Here is a 21,012-nt window from a genome sequence, read left to right on the forward strand (position 1 = left end):
TTCAGAAGATTTCGGTGAGGGCGCCGGATCCGAGCAGGATGATGACGCCGATGACGACGAACACGGCGGGGACGATCCAGTGTCCCCACCGCTCGATCATCTCGATGGCCTTCTTGTGGGAGCCGAGTCCCGAGCCGATCAGGCAATAGGCGGCGACGCCGGCGAAGAACACGACGATGGTGACGGCGGTGGGGCCGGTGCCGATGGCGCGGAAGACCGGCGGGTAGACGGCCAGGTTGTCGGCGCCGTTGACGATGGTGAGAATCGCAACCGACACCAGACCGCCGGCCGGGGCCGCCGAGACCTGCGCGCCGGACTGGTGGGCGCGCGCGGCCTTGGTCAGGCCCCACACGCCCAAGGCCAGCGGGAGCAGGCCGAGCAGACCCACCCACGCGCCGGGGACGATGGACAGGCCGAGCGCGGCGAGCACCGAGACGGCCACCAAGACGGTGAACCCGGCAGTCTGCCCAGCCCAGATCTGCCATGGCCGGGGTGTCCCACTCGCGCGGCCGGCCAGGAACAGCACCGCGAGCACGATGATGTCGTCGATGTTGGTCCCGGCGAACAGCCCTGCCGCCGCGGCGATGGTCTGCGCGATGCCGTCCACGGCAGGCGGACCTAGCGGCGTGACCGGCTGGCCCGGCGTAGGCCGGGGCCGCCGCGGTCGAGGACGGACAGCGCGGCCGTCATTCGCGTGGGGCTCGGCCGGTGCATGCTGCACTGTCCTCCGGGTCGGCGTTTCTCAAGGGGCGCGGACGCGCAGCCTGGGCTGCGGCCTCTTAGACGTGCCTGCCCGGCCGTGCGTTCCCTGCATTGCTCGTGATCTTCTTCCGAAAGCGGCCCTTCGGGTTGTCCGGTTCAGCGAGGAGCCTGTCGGTAATGAGGAACAGGCCGAGGGCGAGGGCGGCGAGTTGTTCAGCGGTAGGATCCGCGGCTCGGCGAGCATTCGGTCGGAACGGCGGCACCGGCGCCGAGCCCCGCCGGGAGGTGCTCACCGACATCATCTCTGTCAGTGCTGGAATCGATGGGCGTTGAGGTGCCGCGGGGATGTGATCTGCGGTAGGGCCTGCGCCGTTTGCGGACGGTTGGAGATCACGTTGGAGGTGAAGGGTCCGCTGAACGCGTCGGTGCTGTTGTCCGGGGCTGCGCTGTTCGCCTCAATGAGGATCGGCCTGAACTCGCCCCCGCTGACGGCGATGCCCTCATAGTCGCCGAGGAAGTGGCCCCAGCCGGCGAAGGGGGCCTGCAGCCAGTCGAAGACCCGGGAGACGCGACGTTCGGAGGGGAACCTTTCGCCGCCACGCGGGAAGGTCGCGTACCACATCGCGGTGGGCAGGGTGGTGGTGTTTCCTGGCTGGAGGTAGCGCAGGTCGTAGTAGGTGATGGCGACCGTGCCACGGCGGTCGACCGCGATGGACGGAGTGAACGCCGGGGCGTTCGGGGCCTGGTTGATCCGGACGGGCGCTGACCATTTCGCGCCACCGTCGGTGGAGTGCACGAGTTGGACGTCGTTGTACTTCCCGGCGGTGAAGTCGGTTCCTTCGTAGGTCGCGTACAGTTCCCCGGTCGTCGGGTCGATGGCCGCGCTCACCAGGTTGGCCCCGGCACGCAGTGCCTTCTTGGGATCGGCCGGGGCGTTGGGATCGACCTCGGCGATCGAACTGTCGTCAGCGATCTTGATCGGCTTACTCCAGGTACGTCCCTGATCGGTGGATTTCACGACCGCGAAATGCAGGTCACTGGGTGTGGTGGCGTTCACGTCGGTGTAGGTCTGCCACTCGAAGAAGTCGTACAGGACGTCTTTTCGGGCATCCACGACGATGACGTTGCCGATGGTCTGGGAGTTGGGGATCACGCCGGTGTCGACGAACGGGTGCGCCGGGGTCCAGGTCTTCCCGTGATCGTGAGTGATCGCGATGTAGGAGGGGCCGTCGTAATGGGCGCCGGGACCGGAGGTGACCTGGTCGATTCGGTCCCAGACCTGGTACGCGACGCCGGGGTGAACCGGGTCGGCCGTGACGGAGTTCTTGTCGTCGACGATGGCCGGATCGGTGTCGGCGATGAGCTGGGACAGATTCTTCCAGGTCTTCCCGCCGTCGTAGGAGGTGGCGGCGGCCACGCCGTTACGCGGGGTCGTCGCGTCGAAGGTCAGGCCGCTGGCGTAGGCGACGCCATCGGGGCCGAAGCTGACCCAGGCGTCGGAGGCGCGCTGGTAGTTCGCACCGCCCGGGGCACACGCGCTGAACGGGAGCGGGCTTTCGGTGAAGTGCCTGCCGTCGCTGCTGTGCGTGGCCACCAGACCCTTGGCGCCGCCATCGGACCAGCGGTCCTGCTGGAACACGCCGATCACCCGGTGGGGGTGCTGCGGATCCACCGCGACCCAGGGTTCCACCTCGGCGGCGGGATAGTTGACGCCTTTCGCACTCGCCCCGATGGTGCACTTCGCGAACGGATCCCCAGAGGAGACCAAGTGGACCGGTTGGGTGCTGGCGGTGGCCGAAGGCGTACTCGCCAAGGCGGCGAACAACAGGACCGCTCCTGTCGCTGATACGGATGCGCGCAGATTCATGCAGGATCTCCTTGACCCTTGATTGCGTTGCCCCCGATCAACGGACAAGCTTCTACCGGAAGACCTGATGCGCCGGGAAGACGTTGGCCTCATCAGGACAGGTCACGGGCCGTCGATCAGGAAACCGTCGCTGATGACTGCGCGTCCTAGACGCGGTCCTGGGAGCACCTGCGGCATCCGGTCTCGCGACCGCGCCACCTACACCGAGGTCGAGGAATCCGAAGTCGACCTGCAACGCTTCGAGAAATGGCTCGCGGCGATCATCGCCCGCGACTACTTCGACGCCCCCGGCGGCGCCGCCGCCCGCGCCGCGGTCGAGGAGTGCAAGGCCGCCTTCGCCCGCTTCGAGCAACTGGCCTTCCACGCCGACACCACCCCGACCAAGGCGGAGTGAGACGGTGCCACAGCGAAGCCGTCCCCGGCTGGTGATCGTGTTGCTGCTCAACCTGCTGCTGATCGCCGCCCTGGTCGTGATCGGGCTGGCCGCTCACTCCCTCGGAGTACTGGCCACCGGGGTGGACTACCTCGCCGACGCCTCCGCCATCGGCGTCTCCCTGCTAGCCCTCCACCTCGCCGGCAAACCGGCCACACCCCGGCGCCCCCGCGGATACCCCAACGCCACCAACATCGCCGCCCTGATCAACACCGGCTGGCTGCTCATCCTCAACATCGCCATCATCATCACCGCGATCGCCCGCCTGGCCGGCGGTGTCCCCGACGTCCACGGCCTGCCCGTGCTGATCATCAGCGGCATCGCCGCCGTCACCATGCTGACCGGCGCCCTCATCCTCGGCGGCGACCTCGACGACGATGACGACCAAGACGATGACGACCAAGACGATGACGACCAAGACGACGACGGCACAGGCGATGAGAAGGAAGACCTCAACCTCAAAGCAGTTCTTCTCGACACCGCCGCGGACGCCGCGGCCGCCGCCGGGGTCACAATCGCCGGAACGATCATCTGGCTCACCGCAGGCTGGTACTGGCGCGACCCGGCCGCCGCACTCGCCATCGCGATCATCGTTACCTATCACGCAGCCACACTGACCCGGAAGATCCTCACCGCGATCAGCACCGAAAGACAATCCCAACAAGCGCGGACGGGACGCTGACAATCGTTGCGACGGTCGATGAATGCCGCGCTAGCGATCGGGGCGACCGATGAACACGTCACCGGGCCACCGCCCCGTGGCCGGATCAGGCCGCCTGCTGAAGCAGACCTCCTTCGTCCTCGACGACACCGCACTCACCACCGGCTGACCGTCCTCAAGCAGCCCAGAGCACAGCCGCGGTCAGGACCGGCGGCCCGCACGCCGGACACCCCGGGTCGAACAGTCGATCTTCGTCAGGGTGTGGGGTAGCGGGTCCAGCGGTCGCCCTGCAGGGTCCAGGTTTCGTCGTCGGTGTTGCCGCCCGCGATGAGGAGCACGATCTGGTGGCGGACCAGGTCGGTCGCGGCGCTGGGGGTGGCGCCGATCCAGGACCGGTTCCCGCCGGTGGGGGCGCCACGTGTGGGGTGGGGCTGCCAGTCGCGACCTGTCCAGGTCCAGACGTGGCCGTGGGTATTGATGAGCAGCAACCGGTGTCCGTCCGGGCTCGCGGTGAGCACGCCGGGCGCGCGGTCCGGCAGGGTGAGCGGGTGGAACTCCGACCAGCGCCTGCCGGTGAACGCCCAGGTTCGGGCATATCCGGGAGTGCTGGCTACACCCATGCCCGGTCCTGGTGTGAATGGCTCCTGTCCGCCGAAGGCGAGCAGCCGGTGCGAGATCGGGTCGTAGCCCATGGTGTCTGCGGTGGTCGGGCCCGTTGGCGACAGCAGCGTCCAGCGGTGGGGCGTCCACCTCCAGGTCCCGGGAACACCCCGGGGCGTGTTGACGAGGGTTTGGCCGACCAGTACGACCGTCTCCAGGTCCGGGTCGTAGGACAGCAGCCGACCGGACTGGGGCACGGCGCCGCCGGAGGCGAGCCGCCGCCACACCCTGTTGTTGAACGCCCAGGTGTCCGACAGCGTCTGGACCGGGCTCGCCGTGCCGGTGCACGCCCGCCCCGGCCGCAACGGTGTCGAGCACTCCGGCGCAGTCGTGGTTTGCGTCTGGCCGCCGAAGAGCAGCAACCGGTGACGGTGCGGGTCGCTGGTCATCAGCGTCTGTGACCGGGCCGGTGCCGACCGACTCACGGCAGCCCGTTCCCACTGCTGACCGGTCCACCGCCACATCGCCGCTGATGGTTTGATCTGCCGGCCCGTACGTTCTTGACCGCCGAATGCCACGACGTCACCGGAGCCGGGATCGACGACGAGCGCGGCACCGAGCAACCGCTGCGCCGTCGGGACGGGAACGCGTGCGGATCCATGAGTCCCGCAGCCGGCAAGCGTTATCGAGAGCAGCACGCCGATGGCTGCCGGCCGCGTACGCGGTCCTATCACCTCACTCAGATGCCGCGCGAGACGATCCGGTTCCGCCGCTCACTGAATCCGGATTTGCTCATTCAGTGCTCATGATCACGCGGAAATGCCAATTCATTCCCGGATCTCACATCAGCGCGTGAAGCTGGCGGCGATCTGGTCGAGGGCGCGGACGATGGCGACGGTCTCGTCGAGGGGCATGACGGGTGACTCGGTGAGGCCGGCCTCGAGGCAGCGGGCGACCTCCTCGGCCTGGTAGCCGTAGCCGTGGCCGGGCAGGTCGATGGTGAACGTCTCCGGCTCCGCGCCCGGCCGGTGCAGGGTCATGGCCGACGTCGCCCAGAACGGTGCGGCGACCTCGACGCGGCCGGTCGTGCCGACGACCGTCGCGGTCTGCGGTGAGTCGGTGAGCAGGCCGCAGTGCAGCAACGCCAACGCGCCCGAGGTGTAGCCGAGCAGGATGCCGGTGTTGGCGTCGACGCCGGTCGGGGCGCTCGTCGTGACCGCCTGCACGCTGTCGGGCTCGCCGAGCAGCATCCACGCGAAGGACACCGGGTAGATGCCCAGGTCGAGCAGTGCGCCACCGGCGAGCTCGGGCGCCCAGAGCCGGTGCTCCGGGTCGTACTCCGCGGCGAAGGAGAAGTCGGCGTACACCGCCTTCGGCTCGCCGATGGCGCCCTCGGCGACCAGCGCGCGCAGCCGGGTGACGATCGGATTGAACCGCGTCCACATCGCCTCCATGGCGAACAGGCCGCGGTCCCGCGCGAGGGCGACGAGCGCCTCCGCGTCCGCCGCATTGGTGGTGAACGGCTTCTCCACCAGCACCCCGCGTCCGGCCTCCAGGCAGACCCGGGCCGCGTCGTAGTGGCCGCTGTGCGGCGTCGCGACGTACACGACGTCGACCTGCTCGTCGGCCGCGAGCTCGGCGTACGACCCGTACGCGTTCGCGATCCCGTAGCGGTCGGCGAACGCTTCGGCGGTGTGCGGGGCACGCGAGCCGACCGCCGCCACCTTGTGGCCGAGCAGGAGCAGGTCCTCGGTGAACGTCCGCGCGATGCCACCGGTCCCGAGGATTCCCCACCGAATCGTCATGACCGGGATCGTACGGGTCGGCGGGCCCGGGCGGGAATCCGCCGCGGGCTCGGCCGGCCGGCACATCGGGTGTGGGTCCAGGTCGGCGGCTGGCGGTGCGCGGGATGTGGGTTCAGGTCGCCGGAGGCCCGCGCATCGGCTGCGGGTTCAGATCGGCGGGGGTCGGTGCGCGGTTCAGGCCGCCGGTCGGAGCGTCGGGTGCGAACTCAGGCCGCCAGCAGCCGGCGCACCGGGGCCGCGAGGAGGGGCTCGGCGAGCCGTACGGCCGGGCGCTCCGGCGCCAGCCGGGCGAGCAGCCAGCCCCAGGCGCCGATGACCAGCGGCCAAAAGCGCTCGGGCGCGCAGTGCGTGGCGTCGCGGACGATCCACACCGTCGTGTGGGGCCGGCGGGCGAGGCCAGTGGTGTCGCCGCGCGGGATGTACTGGTCGTGGGCGCCGTTGGCGGCGAGCAGCGGTGTCGTGCCGGGCCGCTCGGCGAGGTGGCGCAGGGAGAAACGCTCCAGCAGCTTCGGCACCTCGTCCGGGGCGGGCAGCGCGCCGAGGCCCATGGCGTTCCCGACGATGCCCGCCATGCCGTACGGGAGGTTCAGAACGTCGACGGGTTCGTCGGCGAGTCCGGTCGGGCCGCCGATGTCGACCGCGGCATCGACGTCGCCGAGCATGGCCAGCTTGGCGGCCCAGTGCCCGCCGAAGCTCAGGCCGAGGTAGCCGATCGGCGCCGCGTACGTCTCGCGGAGCGCCGCGACCACCCCGGCGAGGACGCGGTCGCCGTCCCGGTCGAGTGGGAGGCGGGACTCGCCGGTGCCGGGAATGTCGAGTGCGGCGACGAGCAGCCCCGTCGCGCGGGCGGTCGCGACGGCCAGCCGGTGCAGCTCGACCTTCCACATGTCGACGCCGCCGGACAGCACCAGGACGCCGCGCCGCCTGCCGTGGTTGCGTTCGAAGAGGTGGACGGGGACCGGGGTGGCGCCGTCACCGTACGGGACCTCGAGGACCCGACGCTCGAAACGGACCGGGAACCGCACCCGGCGGTAGGCCGCGATCTGGCGCTCCAGCGCCGCCTGCCGCTCCTCGGTGGCGAGCGTGGGGAAGCGCGCGGCGCCCCAGAGCAGCGCGGCGCGCAGCCATGCGCCGTCGCGTTCGGCGCGCTCGGCGTGGGAGGCCCAAACGGGCACCCAGCCGCCGGGCCCGGTGCCCCACATGTCGTGGATGTCGGCGCGTGCCCGCGCGATCAGGTCGCGGGGGATGCCCCACGCGGCGAACTGCGGGGCGCGCTCGTCGAAGGTCGCCTGAGGGTCGGCGGGAAAGGTGAACATGACCTCTAGAATGTGAGCAATCCTCAGTATCTGACAACTCGCATTGGACCCCTCATCCAGACGCCACGGAAAAGACCGCGCCAGCTGCGGTCCCAGGAGACCTACACGGCGATCCTCGACGCCGCTGCTCAGGTTTTCGAGCGCCTCGGCTACTCCGGAGCGACCACGAACAAGATCGCCGAGCGGGCCGGGGTGTCCATCGGCTCGCTGTACCAGTACTTCCCGAACAAGGACGCCCTCCTGTACGCCCTCGGCGAGCGGCACGTCCACCAGCTCGCCGACCACCTGCTGGCCGTGTTCGCCGGCCTCCGGGAGACCGCTCCGCCGATGGAGGAGACGGTGCGCACGATGGTCGGCGCGCTCGCCGACCTGCACGAGATCGACCCGCACATGCACCGGCTGCTCTACGACCAGGCGCCCCGGCCGCCGGAGGCCGCCCGCCGGCTCCGCGAACTGCAGCTCACCCTCGCCGCGGAGGTGGAGTTCCACCTGCGCCGACTGGGCGTGGGCGGACCGGACGAGGCCCTGACCGCGCTACTGCTCGTCCAGGCCATCGACGCGCAGGTGCACGGCGCGGTGCTGGACCCGCCCGCCGGGCGTACGCCGGGGGAGTGCGTCGAGGCGATCGTCGTCCTGTGCCTTCGCGCCCTTCGGTGAGGGTTTGTCCGGAGCCTGTGACGTTCCGCCACCGTCAGGTGTAATGGCGGTCCGTCGACCCGATCGGAGCGAGTCCATGTACCCGGGGACCCCGAATGTCATCGATCCGGCCGAGGTGCGGCCACGGCGGGTGTGGTTCGTCGTCGCGGCGCTCTGCATCGTCCTCGGCGTCGCGCTCGGCGCGGTGATGCTGGTGTTCGGCATCACCACCGGCGCGGGATCCCGCGACAAGAGGTTCGGTGCCGGTGAGACCGTCACCGTGTCCCTGAAGCCGGACGCCGCCATCTACGTGCCCGAAGAGTCGTACAGCGGTGTGAACTGCCGGGTGGCCTCCGCCTCGGGCCAGACCGTGTCCGTCACCAGTCCGGGTTACCGGTTCACGACGTCGAGCAACGGCGAGAGCTGGCGGGTGGTGAGGCTCGTCCACGTTCCGGCCGCCGGCGAGTACCGGGTGACGTGCGACGGAGTCGGCGGGCTGTACGCGGTCGGCCAGGCCCCGCGGCCGTCCCGGTTCGTCATCGGGATCCTGTCGGCGATCGGGTTCTTCATGGTCGGCATCTTCGGCGGGGTGGCCACGATCATCGTCGTCGCCGTGCGACGGAACCGTTACCGCACGCGGTTCGCGGTCCGGCCGATGGGCCCGCACGTGCTGTAGCCGGGGCGGGCGCGCGGGTCCCTGAGGGCCGCGGGCCGGGCTCACGATCGGAACGTTGACGGCTCCTCGTCCCTGTGCCGTCGGTTCTTTGTTATAGTTTTTCTAGAACAAAGAGTCTTGGCTGGAGACACGGTGATCTTGACTCTCGAGGTGGACGGCGATGTGCCGCTCTACCAGCAGCTACGCGACCGCATCGTGGAGGCGATCGCGGACGGGCGCCTCCACGTCGGGGACTCACTGCCCGCGACGCGGCAGCTCGCGGCGGACCTGGGCATCAACATGCACACCGTCAACAAGGCGTACGACCTGCTGCGCCGCGAGGGGCTGATCCGCCTCGCCCGGCGCACCGGGGCGGTCGTCATCCGCGACGCCTTCACCGGCCCGCCCCCGGCCGGCGTGGCGGACGAATGGGAGGAGCGGGCCCGCACCCTCCTCGCCGAGGCGGTCGCCAAGGGGCTCGACCCGAGCGACGTCACACACCGCGTGCAGCGGATTCTCGACGGATTCCCCGCCGGATCGTCCGTCCGGCCGACGCCTGAGAGGTAGCGATGACCGGCGTCACGCTCTTTCCCGTCCTTCTCATCGGGGTCGTGCACTGGCTGATCCCGTCGCTCGTCCCGCCCACCCTGCCCTTCGGGGTCCGCGTGCCGCTCGACCGCGCGCACGCGCCGGTCATCGACGCCTGGCGGCGCCGCTACCGGGTCGGTACAGCGGGTGCCACCGCCGCCGCGGCGGTGGCCGTCGTCCTGCTGCGCGCCCCGCTGGCCGGACCGATCGCCGTCGGCGCCCTCCTCGCGGTCGGGCTGGTCCTGTATCTGGCGGCCCACCGTGCGATCAGGGAGGCCAAGACCTCCGAAGGCTGGTTCGCCGGCCGGCGGCAGGTGACGGTCGTCGACACCTCGCTCCGGACCGATCCCGAACGCTACCCATGGCGCTGGGCCGTCCCCTCACTCCTGCTCGCCGCCGCCACGCCCGTGATCGGAATCGTCGAGTACCCGCGGATGCCCCATCGGCTGCCGACGCACGTCACGATGTCCGGGCACCCGGACCACTTCGCGGACAAGTCGATCGGGACGGTGTTCGCCCCGGTGGTCACCCAGGTCCTCGTGACCGCGCTGGTGGCGGTGCTCGCGTGGGCGGTGCTGCGGAGCCGGGCCCGGCTCGACGCCGAGGACCCGCAGGCGGCGACCCGGCATCGGCGGTTCGTCTCCGCGATGGCCCGCGCGATGCTGGTTATGGGCGCCTGCCTGAACCTGACGTTCCTCCTCGTCGCCCTGCCGATCTGGCACCTGGTCGAAGCCGCGCCGGTCGTCGCGGTGGGGGTTCCCACGGCGACGGCGCTCGGCGTGGCGGTGATGCTGGCCGTCGTCGTCCGCACGGGCCAGGGCGGCAGCCGCCTCCGCCTCGGCCCCGCCCGTACCGGCCTCCCCGGCGCCGGCCGCCGTCCGGCGCCGGTCAACCAGGACGACGACCGCTTTTACCGGTGGGGGCTCGTCTACTACAACCGCGACGACCCGGCGCTGTTCGTGCCGAAGCGGTTCGGCGTCGGATGGACGCTCAACATGGCGCGGCCCCTGTCGTGGGTGATGCTCGGGGCGACTCTCGTTCTGATCGCCGTCGGCCCCCTCGTCGGCGCACTCGCCCGGTGACCGTCCCGCCGCGCGGTCACGCTTGCCGACGGCGGTCCTGCACTCAGTTCATCCCTCCATCGACTCTCGAAGGAACGCCCTATGCCGTCGACCGCCATTTCGGCAGCTCACCGAGCAGTACCGTGCGGCGCAGTCGGCGGGCCGCTTGCCGGCGGCGACCGCGGCGGCCTACATCCGCGATCTGCGGGCCGTGATCGGCACCATCAGGACGACCGGGAAGCCGCCGTCCCATTTCGCGGATCCGGCGTTGGCGTCGCTGTTCACGCCGGTGAACACGGCCTTCCTGGCCCAGGCCGACCGGCAGGATCCATTCGTCCTGGCACGGCGCCTGGCACCTGGCCTCCCGGTCCTCGTGCTGCGGGGGACGAAGGACGTCCAGGTCGACGCCTCCGAGGTCCGCCGCCTCATGGCCGGTCTCGCCGGCGATCACAGGGCCGAGCGGGCCGAGATCCCCGACGCCGACCACGTGTTCAAGGTCGTGACCGGCACGCCGAACCCCGCCACCGACTATCCGGACCCCAACCGGCCCTTCGCTCCGCAGGTCGCCCCGCGACTGACCGCGTTCCTGCGCGGCACGTTCGGGTGAGCGCGGGTTCCGGCGCGGTGCGCACGGTCCTCGCCCGGTCACGCCGGGCGAGGACCGCGCACGGCGGGCCGTCGATGTCCTCGTCAACCCATGCGGGCGATGGACTTGTACTCCAGGTAGGCGGCCAGGCCCTCAGGGCCGAGCTCGCGGCCGACGCCGCTGCCCTTGTAGCCGCCGAACGGGGACGACGCCTCGATCATGTACATGTTGACGCCGTACGTGCCGGTGCGGACCTGCCGGGCGATCTCCAGCCCGCGGTCGTTGTCGGCCGTCCAGACCGTGCCCGCCAGGCCGTACTCGCTGTCGTTGGCGATCCGCACCGCGTCCGCCTCGTCCTCGTACGGGATGACCGTCAGGACGGGGCCGAAGATCTCCTCGCGAGCGATCCGCATGTCGTTGGTGACGCCCGCGAAGACGGTGGGCGTGACGTACCAGCCGCGGTCGTACGGCCGCCCGGAACCGCCGAGCGCGACCTTGGCGCCCTCCTCCTGGCCGGTCCGGATGTAGCCCTCGACCCGTTCCTGCTGGCGTTTGGCGACGAGCGGGCCGATCTCGGTCGCCGGGTCGGCCGGGTCGCCCACCTTCATCCCGCCTACGGCCTCGGCGAGCGCGTCGACGACCTCGTCGTAGCGGGTGCGGGACGCGAGGATGCGGGTCTGGGCGACGCACGCCTGACCGTTGTTCATCAGCGACGCCATCTTGAGCCAGCCCATCGTCCCGGCGAGGTCGGCGTCGTCGAGGATGATCGCCGCCGACTTGCCGCCGAGCTCGAGCGTGCAGCGCTTCAGCTGTTCGCCGCAGATCGCGCCGATCCGGCGCCCGGCCGCCGTCGACCCGGTGAAGGCGACCTTGTCGACGTCGGGGTGGCGGACGAGATGCTCCCCGGTCTCCCGCCCGGCGGCGACGATGCTGACCACGCCCTCGGGCACGCCCGCCTCGTTCAGCAGCTCGCCGAGGACGTACCCGTCCAGCGGCGTCTCGGGCGCCGGCTTGATCACGATGGTGCAGCCGGCGATCAGCGCGGGAGCGAGCTTGAGCGCGATGATGAACTGCGGGACGTTCCACGGCACGATCGCGGCGACCACCCCGACCGGCTCGCGGCGGACCGTGACCGGCCCCATCATGCCCGCCCGCTCCTCCTCCCAGGCGAAGCCCTTGCCGAACTCGGCGAAGTAGCCGTAGACGGCGTGCGCCTGTCCGGTCTGACCGAGCTGGGAGAACGTGATGGGGGAGCCCATCTCGGCGGTGATCAGCTCGGAGAGGTCGCCGAGGCGCTCGGCGTACAGCTCGGTCAGGCGCGCGACGACGGCGGCGCGCTCGGCCGGCGCCATACGCGGCCAGGGGCCGTGGTCGAACGCCTCCCGCGCCGCCGCGACGGCCCGGTCCATGTCCGCCGGGGTCGCGTCCGGGACCCGGCCGATCACCTCTTCGGTGTGGGGGGAGACGACGTCGATGGTGCCGGTGCCGGCGGGCGCGACCCACTCGCCGCCGATGTAGAGCCGATCGTGTTCACGCATGCCGTGCCTCCGGAGGCGGGAGGGTCCTTGACCGAGTGCTTGCTTGGTATCTTCTCCATCCGTTCCGCTCCTGTCCACCGTGGCCTCGGTCACGGTACGTCCAGCCCCCCCTCTGAAGTCAGGCGTCGCGGCGGCGTAGGAGAAGGTACCCACCGACACAGGCGGCCGTGGCCCAGATCACGAGGATGCCCAGCGCGGTCCACGGCCCGAAGGGGCGATGCGAGATGAACGACTTCTCCGGCTTCACCACCTGCATCATCACCTGCCCCACTTGATCGGGAAGGAATTGTGCGACCGTCCGGACCTTCGGGATGTTGCCGAGCCCTTGGGAATCGAGGAAGAGCAACGGGATCATGATCCCCAGCGAGAGTGCCGTACTCCGCAGCATGGTGGCCACGCCGATCGCGAAGGCGCAGAGCAGCGTCAGATAGACGCACGCGAACACGACCGCGCGCAGTACTCCCGGCTCGCTGAGAGTGGTGCCGTGCGCGCCGAGTGCGGCTTGTGCCGTGAAGAACGTCAGCAGGACGGTGAACAGGGAGAACGCCAAGGCCACCATCGTCGCGGTCAGCACCTTGGCGGCGTAGAACATGCCCCGGTGCGGCACCGCCGCCAGGGAGGCGCGGATCGTGCCGCTCGTGTACTCGGTGCTGACGCACAGTACGCCGAAGACGACGAGCGAGATCTGGCCGAGCGTCAGACTGTAGAAGCCGGTCGTGACGGGGTCGAAGTTGGCGCGTGCCCGCGGGTCCATTCGGTCGAAGCCGTAGCGCAGGGTCAGACAGAAAAGGATGCCGAGTCCCACGCTGAGAATGAGGGTCAGCGCGAGGGTCCAGGCCGTGGATCGAACGGTGCGGATCTTGATGAATTCGGCACCGAGGGCCGCTCGCGCGGAAACCGTGTTCATCGCTGCGGACCTCCAGCCCCGTATCCGGCCCGGTAGTCGACGACATCCCCGGTGAGCCGCATGAACGCCTCTTCCAGCGAGGCGGTCTGCGTCGCGACCTCGTGCACGATCAATCCCCTGGCGGCGGCGATCTCACCGATCGTCGCGGCCTCGGTGCCGTCCGCCTCGAGCGTGCCGTCCGCGGCCTGCGTCACGGTGATGCCGGCCGCGGCGAGCGCATTCCACATTCGCTCCGGCTCGGGTGTCCGGACCCGTACGAACGAGCGGGTGTGGGCGGCGACGAACTGGGCCACGGTGGTGTCGGCGAGCAACCGGCCGCGGCCGATCACCACAAGGTGGTCCGCGGTCAGCGCCATCTCGCTCATGAGATGACTCGAGACGAAGACCGTTCTGCCCTCGGCGGCCAGCTTCTTCATCAGGTTCCGGATCCACACGATGCCCTCGGGGTCCAGCCCGTTGAGCGGTTCGTCGAAGAGGAGCACAGGCGGGTCGCCGAGGAGCGTCGTGGCGATGCCGAGTCGCTGGGACATGCCGAGGGAGAACCCCTTGGTCCGCTTCCGGGCGACGCTCTCCAGCCCGACCAACGCCAGCACCTCCCGAACCCGCGTCTTCGGGATCCGGTTGCTTCGCGCCAGCCACCACAGGTGGTCCTGTGCCCGGCGGCCGCGGTGCACGGCCGTGGCCTCGAGCAACGCCCCGACCCGCCGCAGCGGTTCGGTCAGCCGATCGTAGGGCCGCCCGTCGATGAGAACCCGGCCCGCGGCCGGGCGATCGAGGCCCAGCATCATCCGCATCGTGGTGGACTTCCCGGCGCCGTTCGGTCCGAGGAAGCCGGTCACCTGACCCGGGCGGACCGCGAAGGACAGCCGGTCGACCGCGACCGTGTCGCCATATCTCTTGGTGAGGTTCTGCACTTCGATCACGGTCTCGACGCTGCCGTACGGCGGCCCTCCGGCGCTTCGGAGCGGCGGCCGAATCACGGCCTCCTCCGTGGCGCGTAGGCCGTGTCCCGGCGCGCGCCCGCCTCCGACCGGGGTCCCTCATCCCCCGGTCGGAGGCGGGCGCGGGCACGGGCCGGTACGGTTCGGGCCGTGCCCGACCTCGATCCACCTCCGGTCTTCCCACGGCGGCTCAGCCGCAGTCGGCTGATCGTCCTCGACGCCGCGGCCGCAGCCGGATCGACGCTGGTCCTGCTCGTCGTGGCCCTCGCGCGACCGGTGGACCTGCCGACATGGGCGACCTGCCTGCTCGCCGGGGCGCTTGGGCTGCCGGTCGCGGTACGGCGCCTGTGGCCGCTGCCCGTCTTCGGGATCGTGTTCGCGGCGTCTGTGGCGGCGATGTTCCTCGGGATCGGGTGGAACGCCCTTTTCCTCCCCGCGTTCGCGCTGTACATGGTGGCGCTGAAGGCGCCCCGGCATCCGAAGGAGCCGACCCTGGTCATCGCGGGGATCAGCGTGTTCGGCGTGCTCGTGGGGACGATGGCCGGGACCCGCGACGACGCCGGGATCACCGACCTGATCCTCACTGGTCCGCCGGTGCTGGGCGGGGCCTGGACGATCGGCCGGGCCGTGCGCGAACGCCGCGCGTACGCCGCGCGGGCGGCCGTGCAGCTCGCCGAACGCGCCGTGACCGAGGAGCGCCTGCGGATCGCGCGGGAGCTGCACGACGTCGTGTCCCACACCCTCAGCCTGATCGGCGTCAAGGCGGGGGTCGCCGGCTACGTCCTGCGGTCCCGTACGCCCGGGGACGAGGACGCGGAGGTACGCGACGCCCTGGACGTCATCGAGACCACGAGCCGCGACGCACTCGTCGAGATGCGCCACATGCTCGGCATGCTCCGCTCCGACGAGGCGTCCCCCGAGCTACGGCCCGCGCCCGGCCTCGCCGGGCTGCCCGAGCTCCGCGAACGCGCCGCGACGGCGGGCGTCCGCCTCGACCTGACCGTCCGCGGCGTGGACGGGCTGCCCGAAGGGATGGGCCGCTCGGTGTACCGGATCGTGCAGGAGGCGGTGACCAATGTCGTCCGGCACGCGGCCCCGGCCCACTGCCGGATCATGGTGGAGGGCGACAAGGACGAGGTGCGGATCCGGGTGACCGATGACGGGCCGGGGGACCGCCTGCTCCCCGGGACGCCCGGACACGGCATCATCGGGATGCGGGAACGCGCCCACATGCACGGCGGCACGCTGACGGCCGGGCCGCGTCCCGAAGGCGGGTTCGAGGTGTCGGCCCGCCTGCCCCGCCACGCCCCGGAGGATTCGTGACCGCCCCTGTCCCGGTCGGCGATGACCGGTCCCGCCATGCTCCGGAGGATTCGTGACCGAGCCCGTCCGCGTCCTGGTCGCCGACGACCAGGCCCTGCTGCGCGGCAGCTTCCGCGTCCTCGTCGACACCGCCGCGGACCTGACGGCGGTCGGGGAGGCGGGAACCGGCGCGGAGGCCGTCGAGTTCGCCTTTCGCGAGCGGCCGGACGTCGTGCTGATGGACGTCCGCATGCCGGAGATGGACGGTATCGAGGCGACCCGGCGGATCTGCGGCCCGGACGGGCCGCCCGGCGTCCGGGTGCTCATCCTCACGACGTTCGACCTGGACGAGTACGTCCACTCCGCGCTGCGCGCGGGGGCCAGCGGCTTCCTGCTGAAGAACACCCCTCCCGCCGACCTGCTCGCGGGAATCCGGGTCATCGCCTCCGGCGACGCGCTGCTCGCGCCCGCCGTGACGCGGCGGCTCATCGCGGAGTTCGCCCGGCGGCCGCTGCCCGCCCGGCAGCCCGCCCGCGAACTGGAGGGCCTGACCGGACGGGAGCGCGAGGTGCTCGCGCTGATCGCGCGCGGCCTGTCCAACGGCGAGATCGCCGAGCATCTGCACCTCAGCCCGGCGACGGTGAAGACGCACATCGGGAACCTGCTCGCCAAACTCGCCGCCCGCGACCGCGCCCAGCTCGTGATGGTCGCCTACGAGACCGGGCTGGTCACGCCCAACCCGCGCTGACCGCCTCGCAGAGGATCGTCCGACACGGGCCCCCTGTGACGACTAAAACCCGTGTGACGTGCGATAATAGGGGTCCCTTCGGTCAATTCTGATGTGCCAGTGGATACCCCATGCCAAAGTTCCGTCGAGTCGTACACCGTCTCGTCCACCGCCCCATCGTCCCGCCCCACCGACTCGTGGAGAACTCGGAGCAGTGGGAGCGGCTCGCCACCTCCGAGGAGCGAGCCCAACTGCTCGCCAAGTCCGACATGAGGAAGGCCGCGTAACGACGGCCGGCCGCCGCTTCCCCGAATTCGGGGTTAGGCGGCGGTCTCCAGCGAGAGCCTCAGGCCCTCGGCGAGCGTGTTCGCCGAGGGCCTGAGAGCGAGCCGGCGACGGTGGTCCCGCTCGAACGCGCGCACCAGTGGCAGGGCGGACCGGCGTGGCCGGTCGCGCGTTGCCGGATCGGTCAGACGCTTGCGTATCGCCGCATAACGGACTTGTGTCACCAAAGTGGTGTCATGCGGCGTGTGCGGTGGGTGTTGTCGGTGGGGCCTGTTAGCTTGCCGGGCATGCCTCGGCTCCTGCACACGTCCGACTGGCACCTCGGCCGGTTCTTTCACCGCGAGGACATGCTCGGCGCGCAGGCGGCGTTCATCGACCACCTCGTCGAGACGGTGCGCTCCGAGCGGGTCGACTGCGTGCTGGTCTCCGGCGACCTGTACGACCGGGCGCTGCCGCCCGTCGACGCGGTCGCGCTGTGCAACGAGGCGCTGGGGCGGCTGACGGCCGAGAAGGTCCGTGTCGTCGTGATCAGCGGCAACCACGACTCCGCGCGGCGGCTGGGCTTCGGGGCCGACCTGATGGACGCCGCCGGTGTGCACCTGCGCACCGACCCGGAGGCGGTCGGCCGGCCGGTGCTCCTCGACGACGGCACCGCGATCTACGGCATCCCCTACCTCGAGCCCGAGGTGGTCCGGGGCCGGTGGGAGCTGCCCGAGCGCGGCCACGGCGCCGCGCTGACCGAGGCGATGCGCCGGATCCGCGCCGACCAGGCGGAGCGCGGCGGCCGGTCGGTGGTGCTCGCGCACGCCTTCGTCACCGGGGGAGAGGCGAGCGACAGCGAGCGCGACATCGCGATCGGCGGGATCGCCAGCGTGCCGAAGAGCGTGTTCGACGGCGTCGACTACGCCGCCCTCGGCCACCTGCACCGCGCACAGCCCCTCTCCGAGCGGGTGCGCTACGCCGGCTCCCCGCTGGCCTACTCCTTCTCCGAGGACGGACATGTCAAGGGCAGCTGGCTGGTCGACCTCGGCGGGACCGTCCACGCCGAGTTCGTCGACGCGCCGGTGCCCCGCCGGATCAAGCGTCTCGGCGGCCCGATCGACGATCTGCTCGCCAATGAGCGATGGGCGGTGTACGAGGGTCACTGGCTGCAGGTGACGCTCACCGACGCCGAGCGCCCGACGGGCGCGATGGACCGTCTGCGGCACCGCTTCCCGCACGTCCTCGCCCTGGCCTTCGAGCCGGGGGAGACGACGGACACCGGCGAGCGGACCTGGGCGGAGCGCGTCCAGGGTCGCGCCGACACCGAGATCGCCTCCGACTTCGTCGCGGAGGTGCGCGGCACGCCGCCGGACGAGGCCGAGCGCGCGCTGCTGCACGAGGCGTTCGAGCACCACCGGCGCGCGGAGGCGGCCCGGTGAGACTTCACCACCTCACGATCACGGCCTTCGGGCCGTTCCCCGGGACCGAGCGGATCGACTTCGACGCGCTGTCCGAGGCCGGCCTGTTCCTCATCAACGGCCCCACCGGCGCCGGGAAGACCAGCGTGCTCGACGCCGTCTGCTTCGCGCTGTACGGCCGGGTGCCGAGCGTCCGCAACGACGCGAAGAACCTCCGCAGCCACCACGCGCCGCCCGACCGCTCGCCGGAGGTCGTGCTGGAGGTGACGATCCGCGGGCGGCGGTTCCGCATCACCCGGTCGCCGCGCTGGGACCGGCCGAAGCTGCGCGGCACGGGCACGACGGAGGAGAAGGCCAAGGTTCTGCTCCAGGAGCGGCGCGGTGGCGAGTGGGAGGCGTTGTCGACCCGGTTCGAGGAGGCGGGGCAGAAGATCGGTGACCTGCTCGGTATGTCGGCGGAGCAGTTCTGTCAGGTGGTGTTGCTGCCGCAGGGCGACTTCGCGGCGTTCCTGCGTGCCGACGCCGAGAAGCGGCGCGGCGTGCTCGAGCGGCTCTTCGCGACCGAGGCCTTCACCGAGGTCGAGCGGTGGCTTCGCGACAAGCGGCAGGAGACCGGCCGGGAGTCCGACCTGCTGCGCGCCGCCGCCGGGTCCGTCGCCGACCGCGCCGCCGAGGCGGCCGGCGCCGAGCGCCCCGACCTGGACCCCGACGCCCTCGCGGCGTGGGCGGCCGAGCTGTCGGCGCACATGAACGACATCCGTACGGCCGCCGAGGACCGGGTGGCCGCCGCGACGAGCGTTCTGGCGGCGGCACGGGCCGCCGCCGAGCACGGGCGCGGCGTCGCCGACCGGAGGCGGCGCCACGCCGATGCCCACGCCCGGGCGGCGGCGCTGGCCGACGGGGCCGCCGCCCGGGCCGCCGTGGCCGACGCGCTGCGCGCGGCCGAGCGCGCCCGCCGCGTCCTGCCGCTGCTGCACGGCGCCGAGGCCCGCGCCGCCCGCCGTACCGAGGCCGGGACCGTGGCCGCCCGGCGGCGGGAGGTCGTCGCCAGGCTGGTCTCCGACACCGCCGACGCCGACGTCCTGCGCAAGGAGGAGCGGACGCGCCGCGAGGAGGTCGCGGTCCTCGAGCAGCGCCGCGGCGACGAGCACCGGCTGGCCGCGATCGGCCGGGATCTGAAGGACGCGGATTCGGAGGGCCAGGACCTCGACGCGCGCGAGGCCGAGCTGACCGTGTTCCTCACCGACTCCCCGCGCTACCGCGAGACCCTGTCCGGGCAACGGGAGCAGACCCGCGCCCGGCTCGCCGCCCGGCCCGTGGCGGAGGCCGCGGTCGAGGCCGCCGACCGGCGGCTGGAGGCCGCGCTGCGGCGCGACGCGCTGGCGGGGGCGCTCGCGGAGGCGGACGAGGAGCACCGTGCCGCGACCGACGCCGCCCAGGCGGCCCGCGACGCCTTCCAGGAGATCCGCCAGGCGAGGCTGGAGGGCATGGCCGCCCGGCTCGCGCACGAGCTGCGGCCCGGCGAGCGCTGCGGAGTCTGCGGCTCCACCGAGCATCCGGTTCCCGCCACCGACGGCGGGGAGATCCCGGATGACGACGCCGAGTCGGCCGCCGAAGCCGCGTACGAGAGGGTCCGCGAGCGCCGCGAGGAGATCACCGAGCGCCTCGCCGAGTTGCGGGCCGAGCAGTCCGCGGCGGCCAAGGACGCCGGGGACGAGGACGTCGACGACCTGCGCACCGCCCTCGCCGTCGCGCAGGAGGAGCTGACCGCGCTCACCGCCGCCGAGGCCGACGCCGAACGCCTCGAGGAGGAGCTCCGGCAGGTCGACGCCGAGTACGAGGAGGCGCGGGACCGGCAGGAGGAGGTCGTGACCGCGCTCGCGGAGAACCGCGCGCGCCGCGTCGCCCTGACCGCCGACGCGCTCCGTCTCCGCACCGGGCTCGACGCGGCCCGCGGCGACGATCCGACCCTGGAGGCCCGCATCCGCCGTCTCGGCGACGAGGCCGACCTGCTCCGCGGCACCGCCACCGCGATCGAACACCTGAGGGCCGCCGCGGACGACGCCGACACCGCGTGGCGGGAGGCCGCCGACGCCGCCGAGGCCGAGGGCTTCCCCACGGTCGACGCCGTACGCTCCGCCGTCGTCGACGACGCCATGCGCGACGAGCTGACCCGGCAGGCGAAGGCCTACGACGACGAAGAGGCCAGAGTCGCCGCGCTGCTGAACGACGCCGAGCTCGCCGCGGCCGCCGCCGAGCCACCGCCGGACCTCGACGCCCTCGAGTCGGCGCTCGCCGACGCCGAGCAGGCGCACCAGGCGGTCTCGTCGGCGCGCGACCGCGCCCGGCATCGCCGCGACCGTCTCACCGCGCTGGCCGCCGAGTTGCGGGAGCAGTCCGCGGCCTGGCGACCGGTCGCCGGACATCACGAGGTCGTGGCCCGGCTCGCCGCCGTCGCCTCCGGCGACCCGGCGGTGAACACCGCGCGGATGCGGCTGTCGGCGTACGTCCTGGCCGCCCGGCTGGAGCAGGTCGTGGCCGCCGCCAACGAACGGCTCGCCCGCATGTCCTCGGCGCGCTACATCCTCGAGCACACGGTCGAGCGCGTGGCGGGGGAGAAGAGCCGCCACGGCACCGGCGGTCTCGGCCTGCGCGTCATCGACACCTGGACCGGGCAGCGTCGCGACCCCGCCACCCTGTCGGGTGGGGAGACCTTCATCGCCTCGCTCGCCCTCGCCCTCGGCCTGGCCGACGTCGTGACCGTCGAGGCGGGCGGCGCGGAGATCGGCACACTGTTCGTCGACGAGGGGTTCGGCACTCTAGACGAGGAGACCCTCGACGAGGTGATGGACGTCCTCGACGGCCTGCGCGACGGCGGCCGCGCGGTCGGCATCGTCAGCCACGTCGCCGAGCTGCGCACCCGCATCCCCGCACAGCTCCGCGTCCGCAAGGCCCGTACGGGCTCGGCCCTCGCCGTGGCCGGCGTCAGCGCCTGACCAGGG

Annotated in this window: 20 protein-coding genes; 12 read left to right on the top strand and 8 right to left on the bottom strand. The window is 71.7% G+C overall.

The window, feature by feature from the left end; translation table 11 throughout:
* Position 1: 1 nt before the first annotated feature.
* Positions 2–607, bottom strand: coding sequence for a cadmium resistance transporter (locus tag AB0I04_RS00185; protein ID WP_360876438.1), 606 nt, complete (start codon positions 605–607; stop codon positions 2–4).
* 402 nt (positions 608–1,009) lie between these two features.
* The gene (locus AB0I04_RS00190) at positions 1,010–2,569 is read right to left on the bottom strand and encodes a hypothetical protein (protein ID WP_360876441.1); all 1,560 of its coding nucleotides are present in this window, start codon (positions 2,567–2,569) and stop codon (positions 1,010–1,012) included.
* A gap of 133 nt (positions 2,570–2,702) precedes the next feature.
* On the opposite strand from AB0I04_RS00190, the gene AB0I04_RS00195 reads away from it, so the two are divergent.
* On the top strand, positions 2,703–2,963 hold the full coding sequence (locus AB0I04_RS00195; RefSeq protein WP_360876444.1) for a Chromate resistance protein ChrB: 261 nt from the start codon (positions 2,703–2,705) through the stop codon (positions 2,961–2,963).
* 4 nt (positions 2,964–2,967) lie between these two features.
* A complete protein-coding gene (locus AB0I04_RS00200) occupies positions 2,968–3,684 on the top strand; it encodes a cation diffusion facilitator family transporter (protein WP_360876447.1) in 717 nt (238 codons plus the stop codon).
* Between the two features lie 233 nt (positions 3,685–3,917).
* Here AB0I04_RS00200 and AB0I04_RS00205 read toward each other — a convergent pair whose 3' ends face one another.
* The 3 genes from AB0I04_RS00205 to AB0I04_RS00215 form a co-directional block, all read right to left on the bottom strand.
* The gene (locus AB0I04_RS00205; protein ID WP_360876450.1) at positions 3,918–4,886 is read right to left on the bottom strand and encodes a hypothetical protein; all 969 of its coding nucleotides are present in this window, start codon (positions 4,884–4,886) and stop codon (positions 3,918–3,920) included.
* 222 nt (positions 4,887–5,108) lie between these two features.
* Positions 5,109–6,068, bottom strand: a complete 960-nt coding sequence (locus AB0I04_RS00210; protein WP_360876452.1) for a Gfo/Idh/MocA family oxidoreductase — start codon at positions 6,066–6,068, stop codon at positions 5,109–5,111.
* 206 nt (positions 6,069–6,274) lie between these two features.
* Positions 6,275–7,384: an alpha/beta hydrolase gene (locus tag AB0I04_RS00215; RefSeq protein WP_360876455.1), complete on the bottom strand. Its 1,110-nt coding sequence runs from the start codon at positions 7,382–7,384 to the stop codon at positions 6,275–6,277.
* 12 nt (positions 7,385–7,396) lie between these two features.
* On the opposite strand from AB0I04_RS00215, the gene AB0I04_RS00220 reads away from it, so the two are divergent.
* The 5 genes from AB0I04_RS00220 to AB0I04_RS00240 all read left to right on the top strand — a co-directional run bounded on the left by AB0I04_RS00220 (position 7,397) and on the right by AB0I04_RS00240 (position 10,931).
* Positions 7,397–8,041: a TetR/AcrR family transcriptional regulator gene (locus AB0I04_RS00220; protein WP_360876458.1), complete on the top strand. Its 645-nt coding sequence runs from the start codon at positions 7,397–7,399 to the stop codon at positions 8,039–8,041.
* Between the two features lie 76 nt (positions 8,042–8,117).
* Positions 8,118–8,696 (top strand): hypothetical protein, encoded by a 579-nt coding sequence (locus tag AB0I04_RS00225; protein ID WP_360876461.1) that lies wholly within the window; start codon positions 8,118–8,120, stop codon positions 8,694–8,696.
* Positions 8,697–8,828: 132 nt separating this feature from the next.
* The gene (locus AB0I04_RS00230) at positions 8,829–9,242 is read left to right on the top strand and encodes a GntR family transcriptional regulator (RefSeq protein WP_360876464.1); all 414 of its coding nucleotides are present in this window, start codon (positions 8,829–8,831) and stop codon (positions 9,240–9,242) included.
* A gap of 2 nt (positions 9,243–9,244) precedes the next feature.
* The gene (locus tag AB0I04_RS00235) at positions 9,245–10,345 is read left to right on the top strand and encodes a DUF5808 domain-containing protein (protein ID WP_360876466.1); all 1,101 of its coding nucleotides are present in this window, start codon (positions 9,245–9,247) and stop codon (positions 10,343–10,345) included.
* Positions 10,346–10,490: 145 nt separating this feature from the next.
* Positions 10,491–10,931 carry a hypothetical protein gene (locus tag AB0I04_RS00240; RefSeq protein WP_360876469.1) on the top strand — a complete coding sequence of 147 codons (441 nt, stop codon included), beginning with the start codon at positions 10,491–10,493 and terminating at the stop codon, positions 10,929–10,931.
* Between the two features lie 83 nt (positions 10,932–11,014).
* Here the strand turns inward: AB0I04_RS00240 and AB0I04_RS00245 are convergent, their stop codons facing one another.
* The 3 genes from AB0I04_RS00245 to AB0I04_RS00255 form a co-directional block, all read right to left on the bottom strand.
* A complete protein-coding gene (locus AB0I04_RS00245) occupies positions 11,015–12,448 on the bottom strand; it encodes an aldehyde dehydrogenase (protein ID WP_360876471.1) in 1,434 nt (477 codons plus the stop codon).
* Positions 12,449–12,566: 118 nt separating this feature from the next.
* On the bottom strand, positions 12,567–13,355 hold the full coding sequence (locus tag AB0I04_RS00250) for an ABC transporter permease subunit (RefSeq protein ID WP_360876474.1): 789 nt from the start codon (positions 13,353–13,355) through the stop codon (positions 12,567–12,569).
* The gene (locus tag AB0I04_RS00255; RefSeq protein ID WP_360876477.1) at positions 13,352–14,278 is read right to left on the bottom strand and encodes an ATP-binding cassette domain-containing protein; all 927 of its coding nucleotides are present in this window, start codon (positions 14,276–14,278) and stop codon (positions 13,352–13,354) included. The genes AB0I04_RS00250 and AB0I04_RS00255 overlap by 4 nt, the downstream gene beginning before the upstream one ends.
* A gap of 168 nt (positions 14,279–14,446) precedes the next feature.
* On the opposite strand from AB0I04_RS00255, the gene AB0I04_RS00260 reads away from it, so the two are divergent.
* The 5 genes from AB0I04_RS00260 (at position 14,447) to AB0I04_RS00280 (ending at position 21,006) form a co-directional block, all read left to right on the top strand.
* Complete coding sequence (locus tag AB0I04_RS00260) at positions 14,447–15,619, top strand: sensor histidine kinase (protein ID WP_360876480.1); 1,173 nt, start codon at positions 14,447–14,449, stop codon at positions 15,617–15,619.
* Positions 15,620–15,671: 52 nt separating this feature from the next.
* Positions 15,672–16,346, top strand: coding sequence for a response regulator transcription factor (locus AB0I04_RS00265; RefSeq protein WP_360876483.1), 675 nt, complete (start codon positions 15,672–15,674; stop codon positions 16,344–16,346).
* A 110-nt stretch (positions 16,347–16,456) separates the two neighbouring features.
* A complete protein-coding gene (locus AB0I04_RS00270; RefSeq protein WP_360876486.1) occupies positions 16,457–16,612 on the top strand; it encodes a hypothetical protein in 156 nt (51 codons plus the stop codon).
* 285 nt (positions 16,613–16,897) lie between these two features.
* On the top strand, positions 16,898–18,031 hold the full coding sequence (locus tag AB0I04_RS00275; RefSeq protein WP_360876488.1) for an exonuclease SbcCD subunit D: 1,134 nt from the start codon (positions 16,898–16,900) through the stop codon (positions 18,029–18,031).
* Positions 18,028–21,006: an SMC family ATPase gene (locus AB0I04_RS00280; RefSeq protein ID WP_360876491.1), complete on the top strand. Its 2,979-nt coding sequence runs from the start codon at positions 18,028–18,030 to the stop codon at positions 21,004–21,006. Before AB0I04_RS00275 ends, AB0I04_RS00280 begins: the two co-directional genes overlap by 4 nt.
* Positions 21,007–21,012 lie beyond the last annotated feature (6 nt).

The sequence above is a fragment of the Actinoallomurus sp. NPDC050550 genome (assembly GCF_040655075.1).
Taxonomy (GTDB): domain Bacteria; phylum Actinomycetota; class Actinomycetes; order Streptosporangiales; family Streptosporangiaceae; genus Actinoallomurus.

What these genes read in the sequence shown, in the direction of transcription:
- AB0I04_RS00275 (WP_360876488.1), top strand. Translation starts at nt 16,898, where the DNA reads ATGCCTCGGCTCCTGCACACGTCCGACTGGCACCTCGGCCGGTTCTTT.
- AB0I04_RS00270 (WP_360876486.1), top strand. Translation starts at nt 16,457, where the DNA reads ATGCCAAAGTTCCGTCGAGTCGTACACCGTCTCGTCCACCGCCCCATC.
- AB0I04_RS00210 (WP_360876452.1), bottom strand. Translation starts at nt 6,068, where the DNA reads ATGACGATTCGGTGGGGAATCCTCGGGACCGGTGGCATCGCGCGGACG.
- AB0I04_RS00245 (WP_360876471.1), bottom strand. Translation starts at nt 12,448, where the DNA reads ATGCGTGAACACGATCGGCTCTACATCGGCGGCGAGTGGGTCGCGCCC.
- AB0I04_RS00195 (WP_360876444.1), top strand. Translation starts at nt 2,703, where the DNA reads ATGACTGCGCGTCCTAGACGCGGTCCTGGGAGCACCTGCGGCATCCGG.
- AB0I04_RS00250 (WP_360876474.1), bottom strand. Translation starts at nt 13,355, where the DNA reads ATGAACACGGTTTCCGCGCGAGCGGCCCTCGGTGCCGAATTCATCAAG.
- AB0I04_RS00235 (WP_360876466.1), top strand. Translation starts at nt 9,245, where the DNA reads ATGACCGGCGTCACGCTCTTTCCCGTCCTTCTCATCGGGGTCGTGCAC.
- AB0I04_RS00190 (WP_360876441.1), bottom strand. Translation starts at nt 2,569, where the DNA reads ATGAATCTGCGCGCATCCGTATCAGCGACAGGAGCGGTCCTGTTGTTC.
- AB0I04_RS00215 (WP_360876455.1), bottom strand. Translation starts at nt 7,384, where the DNA reads ATGTTCACCTTTCCCGCCGACCCTCAGGCGACCTTCGACGAGCGCGCC.
- AB0I04_RS00225 (WP_360876461.1), top strand. Translation starts at nt 8,118, where the DNA reads ATGTACCCGGGGACCCCGAATGTCATCGATCCGGCCGAGGTGCGGCCA.